Source organism: Thiomicrospira sp., from assembly GCF_036568485.1.
GTDB lineage: Bacteria > Pseudomonadota > Gammaproteobacteria > Thiomicrospirales > Thiomicrospiraceae > Thiomicrospira.
On the sequence record NZ_DATCSL010000041.1, the window covers coordinates 1 to 9,863 of the forward strand.

The 9,863-nt window shown below is 41.8% G+C and carries 12 protein-coding genes; 7 read left to right on the forward strand and 5 right to left on the reverse strand.

Going from position 1 to position 9,863, the window contains the following annotated elements; translation table 11 throughout:
- Positions 1-126: 126 nt before the first annotated feature.
- Positions 127-357, forward strand: a complete 231-nt coding sequence (gene xseB, locus VIM91_RS04035; protein WP_331863536.1) for an exodeoxyribonuclease VII small subunit — start codon at positions 127-129, stop codon at positions 355-357.
- A 19-nt stretch (positions 358-376) separates the two neighbouring features.
- Positions 377-739, forward strand: coding sequence for an arsenate reductase (glutaredoxin) (gene arsC / locus VIM91_RS04040; protein WP_331863537.1), 363 nt, complete (start codon positions 377-379; stop codon positions 737-739).
- A gap of 337 nt (positions 740-1,076) precedes the next feature.
- Here arsC and VIM91_RS04045 read toward each other — a convergent pair whose 3' ends face one another.
- Positions 1,077-1,502 carry a hypothetical protein gene (locus VIM91_RS04045; protein ID WP_331863538.1) on the reverse strand — a complete coding sequence of 142 codons (426 nt, stop codon included), beginning with the start codon at positions 1,500-1,502 and terminating at the stop codon, positions 1,077-1,079.
- Between the two features lie 177 nt (positions 1,503-1,679).
- On the opposite strand from VIM91_RS04045, the gene VIM91_RS04050 reads away from it, so the two are divergent.
- Genes VIM91_RS04050 through VIM91_RS04065 form a run of 4 tightly spaced genes read left to right on the forward strand, consistent with a single transcriptional unit; the run spans position 1,680 to position 6,491 of the window.
- A complete protein-coding gene (locus VIM91_RS04050) occupies positions 1,680-3,209 on the forward strand; it encodes an RNA polymerase factor sigma-54 (RefSeq protein WP_331863539.1) in 1,530 nt (509 codons plus the stop codon).
- Between the two features lie 60 nt (positions 3,210-3,269).
- Entirely contained in the window at positions 3,270-4,202 is a 933-nt protein-coding gene (locus tag VIM91_RS04055) for a hypothetical protein (protein WP_331863540.1), read from the forward strand.
- 15 nt (positions 4,203-4,217) lie between these two features.
- On the forward strand, positions 4,218-4,940 hold the full coding sequence (locus VIM91_RS04060; protein ID WP_331863541.1) for a response regulator transcription factor: 723 nt from the start codon (positions 4,218-4,220) through the stop codon (positions 4,938-4,940).
- Positions 4,941-4,952: 12 nt separating this feature from the next.
- Positions 4,953-6,491, forward strand: a complete 1,539-nt coding sequence (locus tag VIM91_RS04065; protein WP_331863542.1) for an ATP-binding protein — start codon at positions 4,953-4,955, stop codon at positions 6,489-6,491.
- On the opposite strand, the gene VIM91_RS04070 is transcribed toward VIM91_RS04065, so the two are convergent.
- Entirely contained in the window at positions 6,471-7,574 is a 1,104-nt protein-coding gene (locus VIM91_RS04070) for an SPOR domain-containing protein (RefSeq protein WP_331863543.1), read from the reverse strand. The genes VIM91_RS04065 and VIM91_RS04070 overlap by 21 nt on opposite strands.
- Positions 7,575-7,659: 85 nt before the next feature.
- On the opposite strand from VIM91_RS04070, the gene VIM91_RS04075 reads away from it, so the two are divergent.
- Positions 7,660-7,812 (forward strand): hypothetical protein, encoded by a 153-nt coding sequence (locus VIM91_RS04075; RefSeq protein WP_331863544.1) that lies wholly within the window; start codon positions 7,660-7,662, stop codon positions 7,810-7,812.
- A 16-nt stretch (positions 7,813-7,828) separates the two neighbouring features.
- On the opposite strand, the gene VIM91_RS04080 is transcribed toward VIM91_RS04075, so the two are convergent.
- The 3 genes from VIM91_RS04080 to VIM91_RS04090 form a co-directional block, all read right to left on the reverse strand.
- Complete coding sequence (locus VIM91_RS04080) at positions 7,829-8,245, reverse strand: YchJ family protein (RefSeq protein ID WP_331863545.1); 417 nt, start codon at positions 8,243-8,245, stop codon at positions 7,829-7,831.
- The gene (locus VIM91_RS04085; RefSeq protein WP_331863546.1) at positions 8,226-9,584 is read right to left on the reverse strand and encodes an MATE family efflux transporter; all 1,359 of its coding nucleotides are present in this window, start codon (positions 9,582-9,584) and stop codon (positions 8,226-8,228) included. Before VIM91_RS04085 ends, VIM91_RS04080 begins: the two co-directional genes overlap by 20 nt.
- A 5-nt stretch (positions 9,585-9,589) precedes the next feature.
- Positions 9,590-9,863 (reverse strand): hypothetical protein (locus VIM91_RS04090; RefSeq protein WP_331863547.1); only part of this gene is annotated, 274 nt, incomplete at its 5' end.

Genomic DNA, 9,863 nt, shown 5'->3' on the forward strand with positions numbered 1-9,863 from the left:
GCCCCAATTTCAAGTGCCGCACAAGCACAATCCTTAAATCAATTTGGGGTTGAGTTTCAAGATGGCACGGTTCAGGTGCAGCCAGTTAAGAATTAAGAGTTTCATTTAATCAGGAGTCCAGTCACTATGACGGCTAAAGTACAAACCAAAGCATCCGCAAAAGCAGAAAGCTTCAAACAAAACTATGCACGCCTGCAAGAAATTGCCGAGCAATTAACGCATGCGGAAGAAGTGGATATCGACCAGTTAGTCCCCATGGTTGATGATGCCAGCCGTGCCTATCAGGTTTGCAAATCGCGGCTAGATGCGGTTGAATCAGCCTTAAGCAAGCGTTTAGATAAAGAGAAAAAAGAATAAAAAGATCAAGGATAGGTTTATGACAGCCAAACAAGCCCGCATTTACCATAACCCCATGTGTTCAAAAAGCCGAGGTGCTTTAACCTTATTGCACGCTAATGGTTATCAAGTCGAAGAAATACGTTATTTAGAAACACCACCGAGTGTTGATGAACTTAACCAGTTATGCCAATTATTGAATTGTCAGGCGACCGATATTATTCGCACTAACGAAGTATTGTTTCAAGCGATGGGCTTAAACGTGAATGATGAACGCGATCACCAGGCCTGGTTAGAGATTTTAAGCAATCATCCAAAACTGATTCAGAGACCAATTGTGGTGATTGGTGAGCGTGCGCTGGTTGCGAGACCATCGGAAACGGTAACAGAGCTATTTTCTTAGCCAATAATAATCCCGTCTTTATCTTTTTTAGCTGATAACGATGTAGGGTGGCCGTATTTGCTATAGGTTATATTAGGTTATTTTTAACATTTATTGAATTTAACATAATATACATTATGCGAACAATAATAAAGTAACTTCGAAGTGAGACGGTTCGTTATTAAGTGACTATCTATTTGTTAACTATACAAATTTAACTAAGCTAATGTCTGTGTGCTTTGTTTTATAAAAAATGGCTGTTCTCTAGCAACTTGCGCATTTGTACACAAACAAAAAAACCAGCTAAAACCAAGCTTTCTTGGTTTTAGCTGGTTTTTAAGAGTTTGCAGTGTTGAGTTTAGATTACAAAATACGCAAATAAAGAAACAATCGCGAGCAAAATCGGAATCCAAGCCTTTTCTTCTTTCTTAATTACACCATAAATACCCGCCACAAATGCAGTGACACCTGCCACCCAAGAAATCGGCGGAATCACCACGAATACAATGGCTAAAATACCGGCCACCATACCAAAGGTTGTGGCATTCCCTGGCTTGTACTTGTTAGTGTTACGCATATCGTCAGGCAAAGAGTTACTTGAGTTTAAGCGCGCCATGATAGCATTTGCATCGGAGGTGGTTAATTCTTCAGCTTGTTGAATTTCTTCATCACGCATTCCTATCGTGATTTTGCGTTGACGAATCAGTTCACGTACCAAGTCGTCCCAATTTGCATTTTCATCGAGTTGATCAACAAGTTGCTTTGCTTCAAGTTTGATTGACATTTCTGTATCCTCCTAAGTCTTTTTAACGTTGTCATTACGTTTTTATTCGTTTTCGATTATTATATCGGCAACTCTCTGCTTTAGGGGTGAATTTGATACTTAGTCTGCGTCGTTTGTCTGGGTTTTATTGTTAAAATAACCCCAGATTACTATGATGAATTAAAGGAGTGTTTGTAGATGGCAATGATGCCAGGTTTACAAATAAATATTGGCCAACAGCTTAAATTGACGCCCCAGCTACAACAGTCAATTAAGATCTTACAGTATTCCGCCCTAGAGGTTCAGCAGACGATTCAAGCGACGCTTGAAACCAATTTTATGCTTGAGGTTGAGGATGAGTTGGTTGATGATCTGGATAATTTAGATGAATCACACGACTCAACCGCCTCCGAAGATTCAGATAACACACAACTTGCTTCAGATAGTGATTTAAAAGCTCTCGATATTAATGACGATGTAAATCATGCCGATGACGCCTACAGCGCAGACTACACTTGGGATGATTTATATAGTGATCGCCAAACTACCCCTTCTTCCTCCCAAACGAGCAGCTCGCAAGATTCTGATGAATATACTGCTCCCGAGAACTACACGGCGGAACAAGTAAGTTTACATAGCCATCTCAATTGGCAAGCTGATATTTATGCTTGGCCATCGGAAAGCTTTGCCACCATTGCTTCCTTCTTAATCGATGAAATTAATGATGAAGGCTATCTACATGCCTCACTTGAATCACTACTCCAGTCTATCCAGCAAAACGAGCCATCAATCAAAGTCAGCCAAAAAGATGTCGAAACTGTGCTTGAGATTATTCAACAGTTTGAACCTTCTGGTGTGGGCGCGCGATCAGTACAGGAATGTTTACTTTTACAACTTAAGTCTTTGCCTAAAACACCCTACTTTGTCACAGCTAAGCAACTGATTGAAGAGCATTTTGATTGGTTGTCTTATCACGATCACAAACGTATTAAGAAGGTCTATGGCCTAGACGACAGTCAACTTGATGAGTTACTGCGTAGTATCCAATCTCTTAATCCACGCCCTGGCCGTGAGTTTTCTGTTACGCAAGCCGATATTGTAGTGCCCGATTTGCGTTTATTTCGTTCGCGTCAAGGCTGGGTAGTTGAGCTGAATGCCGATGCTTTTCCGCGTTTAACCGTCAATTCAACTTATATCGATTTAGCCAGTAAGCTAACCGACACTGAGCAAGCGCGCAAAATTAAAGAACAATTACTCGAAGCTCGCGGCTTAATTAAAAGCGTGCAGAGCCGAGGCGAAACTTTGCTCCGAGTTGGGCGCTATATTGTCGAAAAACAGCACCGGTTTTTTGAAGAGGGCGAGCAAGCTATGCAACCTCTAGTGTTACGTGAGGTGGCTGAGGTTTTAGAACTGCATGAGTCAACCATTTCGCGTGCCACCAATCAAAAATATATTCAAACACCGCGTGGTACCTTTGAGCTAAAATATTTCTTTTCTACCGGTGTCAGTCAATATGGTAGTGATGATCAATCTGCGATTGCCATTAAAGCGCATATCAAAGAACTTATCTCACAAGAAGAGGCTAAAAAACCACTAAGTGACAACAAGTTAATGGAATTACTGGAAGAAAAAGACATCAGTGTTGCGCGACGAACCATTGCCAAATATCGTGAAGCGCTAGGCATCCCCTCTTCCAGCGAACGTAAAAAACTGCACCGCTTCCGTTAGTAATAAGTGGTCATTAAATCACGCAAATACCAATCCCCTTTAAATAGCGAGATCAACCCCATGATGAACAGACAACCAATCGAACAAGTTCAACAAGCCGCTCAACAAAAATGGCAACATCAAGCGGAATTTAAAGAGTATATGTCAGCGGTAAACCCGCCCATGCCAAAAATTGATGTGATTGATTTTCCACATAGCTTGCATGAAGACGGCGCAACCCGCATTATTCCATTTGATCTAAAAGAGCAATTGCAAACCCATTACGATGCAACCACGCCTAATTTAATGGCGAACTTTATTCGCATAAGTGAAGGCACTAGCATTCGTACCGATGCCAAAGCCACCTCACAAATGTTTTATGTAATTCGTGGTAAAGGTCGCACTCAAATGCAGCATGGCACGATTGAGTGGAACGAAGGTGATCTGTTTACATTACCGGCGGTACCAGATGCCTTGCACAGTGCGACAGCGGATTCAGCACTTTATTGGGTACATGACGCACCCTTGTTAAATTATTTAGGCGTGCAACCCACAGAACAACGTTTTGAGCCGGTGCTTTACACTAAACAACGATTGCATGAAGAATTAGCTAGGGTGCGTGCAGAAGGTGAAGGACGTAATCGCACCGGTATTTTATTGTCTAACCCTAATTTCCCTCTCACCATGACCTTAACCCATACACTTTGGTCTTTATATAATGTGTTGCCGAAAAAAGTGGTGCAAAAACCGCATCGTCATAATTCGATTGCGATTGATTATTGTGTGTCGGCGGGTGAAAACACCTATACGATGATCGGAAAAGAATTAGATGAGAATGGTCAGATTATAAATCCGATTCGCGCTAACTGGGTAGCCGGTTCGGTATTCATCACCCCACCAGGCTGGTGGCATTCACACCATAACGAATCAGATGAAGATGCAATTGTTTTGCCAATTCAAGATGCCGGCTTAATTATGAATATGCAAATCTTAGATTTCCAGTTTGTTAAATAACCAGGCCTGGTGACCATGCAATTAAAGCATGAACCCTATCGTGTACTGATTGTTGAAGATGACCGCACGCAACTTGAAAATTTGCGTGCGGCTTTAACGCAGCCGAACCTCATTTTAGAAACCTACCAAAATAAAACTGATGTTGAACATCGCTTTCAACAGCAACTGCCGGATTTATTTATAGCTGACATTATCTTAGATTCGGAGCAAGATGCGGGCTTTGATTTAGCACGTCTGCTGCAATCCTATCAGCGCCCTATTCCAATTATTTTCCTGTCTGAACGTCAATCCGAGTTTGATATTATGCTCGGACATGATTTAGGCGCGGTTGATTATTTGCCTAAACCGGTAAGTTTGGCGGTGTTGCAACGCAAGGTAATGAATATCTTGCGACTGACAAAACCTTCTGCCGAAAACAACGCGACTCAATTTAACAGTAAGTTAGCTGGTTTAACCATAGATAAACCCAACCTAAAAGCCTATTGGCAAAATCAACAGCTGGCTTTAACCATTACCGAACTCGAAATGCTGGAACAGTTTGCGCAGCAACCGTCAGGTTCAGTCATTTCATACCAGCAACTACAGGCCGCAACCCAAGGTGTGGTCGAACGAAATACAATTAATACGCATATCTGTCGAATTCGACAAGCCTTTAAACAACATTCTCCCAATTTTGACCAAATCCATAACGTATACGGCAGGGGTTATAGCTGGCGAGATACGGATTCGTTGACTTAAGCCTCTAACCTTATGATATTGCCAAACCTACCCGTTTTTAAATTTACGATTCGTCGACGTTTAGTTTTACTGTTATTAATGCTGGGTTTATTACCCTTGCTGGCCTATCGATTTGCGATGGATTTTCAACATCTCTTACTTGAACATCAAGCACGCTTACATCAGCATACGGTACAAAATTTAGCGCTCATTCTAGAAAATCGCCCTGATCTATGGGGGCAAACTCAAGCAGCTGGACAAGTTTTATCGCATGTGGATTTGCAAACCAGTTCAATTTGGTTGGTGAATCCACAAGGTCAAACCAATTATGTAATGGGACAGTTGGCGCAACCGAAGCCACAATCAATACCAGTTTTTGAACAATTAGGAGCGCAACTAATTGAGTTAGTCGGTCGACTGTCTGGTCAAGTTTTACCTTATCCGTTTCCACAAAGTGAGAGGCCCGAACACACTTTGATTAAGTTGGCATTAGAAGGCCAATCCAGTCAACAATACCGCACGGATCAACGAGGTGAACCAGTAAGCTTAATGTCAGCGAGCCCGCTTTATTTGAGCAAGCAACAAATGGGAGCAATTGTATTTGAACAAAATATTGAGACGGTTTTTAATCAAACCTTACGTCACTTTCATTATTTGGTGGGTTTAGGCAGTGTTTTAATGCTATTGGTTTTGCTCGGGGTTTGGTGGTATTCACGTGCTTTATCCAATCGGATTATACGTTTAAGCAAAGATGTGACGCAAAGTTTTGTTTTAGAGCGACGTCAATGGCAAACCCATGCTTTAAAACGTGCCGAACCATTTGATGATGAAATTACAGAATTGCGGCATGAAATATTGGAAATAATAGAGAAAATAGCCAGTTATGAGCGTTATCTAAAACAATTACCAAACCGTTTACGCCATGAACTGCATAATCCAATTAATCGCTTAAGTGCAACCCTAGAGCTACTGAGCATGGAGTTTCAGCATCCAAGGGTTGAACAAGCTCAACAAAGTTTGCGCCAACTCCAGCAAATTATTCAAGCTTTATCTGAGTCATCTAGTCTCGAACAAACTATCCAAAATCATAATTTAATGCCACTTAATATTAAGCCTAGACTACTCAACTACTTTACTGATGTGCAAACTAGCCAGGCACCAGGCCTGGTCGTGATTGAAGATCAACTAAGCAAACAGGATTTAACTATCAAGGCCGATGGTTTTTTGCTGGAACAGCTTTTGGATAAGTTAATCGATAATGCCTTGTCTTTTAATAACACCGCTTGTCCGATTCGAGTTCGTTTAAGCAATACCGAAAGTGTAGTTTGCATTGAAGTGATTAACTGCGGTCCTCTATTACCTACTGGTTTTGAATCACAGATTTTTGAAGGCATGGTCTCAATGCGACCACCTAACCAGACAGAACAAACGCACTTGGGATTGGGATTATATTTGGCTCGGTTGATTGCTGAGTTTCATCAAGCTGAATTGCAAGCCAGTAATTGGAAACAAGCTGGCTTGCAGGGTGTGAATTTTAAGTTAAGTTTAAAGTTATTCAAGTCGGTTACTTAAATCGCGAACTCGACGGATCCAAGGTGAGATTTTGGTCTCTTCTTTCACCTCAATCGAAGCTTGATTAGCTTGTGTACGCTGGCTGTATGGCCCCAACACAAGCACATAACTTTGCTTTCCATCTCGAATTTGCGGAATAATTTGCGCATTTTTAATGTTTTTGTCCGCAATAATTTTCTCTATGCCGGCACGTTCTTGCATGCTCGCAAGCTGCAATACATAATGTTCCGGTGTTTGTTGCTTTAACCAAACGACTCCTTCTTCCTGAGAGGATTTGGTTTCAACAAGACGTACCAGCTTTTCTTCAATTCGCGGCACACTTGGGGCTTGGGGTTCAGCTACTTGCGGCTCATTTACGGACATCTCGTTTTGAGTTGCTTCTTGTTGCGTTTCATCCGTGTTTAACGCTTCCAAAGCGAGGCCTGACTGCTTAAGTTGATCAACTAACCCCTGCAAACGCGACTCCATTTGGCGCTCTAAAGTTTGAGTGACATCGTTTAAGGCATTTGGGTTGATACGAGCGCGCTGGTTCTGCATGTTAGCTTGCAGGTGCTTCAAACCACTTAGTTCTTGCTCATATTGATCTAAACGAGCGTTCACTTCTTCGAAAGCATCACTGTTGCCACCCTGCTCAACGGTTTCACGCAGTGCGATCATATCTTCTTGCAGCTGAGCCATCGTTTCGATCGTTTCATTATGAATATTGCTCATTTGCTGTAAATCTTTTTGAATCGTCGTGTAAGCAATGTAGACCACACCAATCACGGTTAGCAGCAAAGACAACATGATAATCACACCAAAAAAAGACACCTTGTTATTCGGTGTATTCATAGGCGGCTTGTTTGAGGCTGGGCGGCTTTGTTGTCTTGTAGAGTCACGTGAACTGCTCGATGACGCATTTTGAGATACAGGCATAACTTGCTCCGCGGCGTTTAACCAATCGTTAAGGGTATGTGGACGCGCTTCATTGCTTGACGCGCTCGAAGATGGTGTACGTTTCGTTGAAATCTGACTGGCTTGAGCTTCAATCGCTTCGAGCAACTTGGCGCGCTCTTTCTCAAGTTCTGAAATTGTTTGTGCCATAAAATCTTCCCAACTGCCTCAATGGTGATGTGAATTAAGTTTTTTATTGTAGAATGTAAGCCATAAAAAATAAATGGAAATTTAAATGGCTTCAATTACTTTAGAACAAGTGCTCGATGCACTTTTACTCATGTTAGGTCTAACGGTTATCAGCGTAACAATTGTTGGTTTGCTTATGTTCGGCTTATACCGTTTTTTTAAAAACCGAAAAGACGAAAATCCCAATCAATCTAAATAAACAGACAAAACAGCGTTTATTCAATAACCTCTCCACTAAGATAGCACCAATGGCCATTTGAGTTACGTTGAAATTGACTGATTTCGCGCATTTCACCAAGTTGTTCGCCATATTGATAAAAGGCGCCGAACTCAACGCTTCCGATCGTATCATTTTTCGATCCCATTTGAGTCTCATAAATCACCAGCTTTAGCCAGCTAGGTTGATCACTTAAATCCAATTCGGCAGGACGACTGGTTTCACACCAGCTAGCCAATAAATAATCGGTTAAACCTAAACAGAACGCACTAAATCGTGATCTCATCAAGGCTTCAGCGGTTAAAGCTGGTTGGGTTTTATTATGAATAGGTAGGCAACATTCTGCATAAGACTTACCTGAAGCACAAAAACAATCATCCGATGATTTAGAAATATTATTGTTTGAATTCAACATGTTGAATCATCCATCGTAAGCGATATATTAACAAAACAGCTGCCATGGCTAAGCCACATACTATGCCCAGCCAAAAACCAAACACACCCATGGGTTCACCAAACGGGTTATAGAAAGCAAGAATATACCCACCACCTAAGCCTATGCCCCAGTAACTAACCAGTGTCACCCACATGGTGGTTTGTGTATCATGCAAACCTCTGAGTGCGCCGGCCATGGCGACTTGAATCGCATCAAATACCTGATAAGACGCCGCAAATAAAAATAAGACAAGTGCGATCTGCACGACTTCAGTATGAGTGGTATATAAAGCCACAATGGTTTCACGGAAACTCAGAGTGGACAGGGACAATAGAATCCCAAACACCAAAGCCAGCCCTGCTCCGGTATAAATACTACAAAGTAAGGCTTCGCGGTTTTCTTGGCCATAAGCTAACCCAACACGAACAGTCATAGCCATAGCCAAACTCAGTGGCAACATGAACAATAAAGATGTAAAGCTCATCGCCACTTGATGCGCACCAATTACACTAGTTCCGAGCGGCGCAATAAATAACACAATAAAGCTAAACATGCCCACTTCAAACAGCAATGCAAAAGCCATAGGTAAACCTAGTAACAAAATAGGTTTAAAGCCCGTTAACCAGCTTGGCCAAATTCTGACTTTTGTGCGGTAAGCTTGTGTTTTACACGAAAAACGGACATAAACCCAAGCACCAACTAACATAGACCACATTACAATTGCAGTCGCGACACCGCAACCTACGGCTCCCATACCTTCTATTGGACCGTAGCCGTAAATAAATAAGGCATTTAGCGGAATATTTAAAAATAATGCGCCTAGGCTTAAAGTTAAAGTTGGCAGTGTAATGCCGAGCCCTTCCCAAAAAAAACGATAAACTTGAAACAGCGCAATTCCAGGTAAACCAAATGCAGCCCAAAATAGATAATCTTCGGTTAAAGAAAAAACCTTAGGTGTTAAGTTCAGTAGATGTAATAAAGCTTGCGGATTCATTAACACTAACATACTGGCAATACCTAAAGGTAAGGCTAACCATAAGCCTTGCACTAAATTATAGCCAATCTGTTGGGTTTTATTTTGCCCCAGGTATCGAGCTGTCATGGGAGTCATCGCCAGCAGAATACCGGTTGTGAAAATAAACACCGGCAATAAAACACTTGAACCCAAGCCGATCGCAGCCAAATCCGCCACGCCAACCCAGCCAGACATAATCGTATCCACTACACCTAAGCTAGTTAGGGCTAATTGTGCGGTGAAAATCGGCAAAGACAAACGAACTAACTGTTTAATTTCAGCTTTAATAGCAGTTAATGTCATGAGATTTAAGGCTTATCTGCAGGTGGTTGACCATCCTGAATCGAAGGGTCAAATTCTTCTTCATGTTCTTCAGGTGGTAAGGTGAGTTTCTGGGGGGCTATAAAGATTATTAGCCATTTAATTGACCAATAGACAATCGCATAAATCACAATTGCCAAAGCGATCACCAAAGGAAAACCAATCAAAGCATCAAGCAATTGGGTTTCGCCTTTTATCATGCGCGGCAGCAGTTGTTGGGCTACGATTGTATAGTACAACCAGAATAAAGCGACCGCCGCA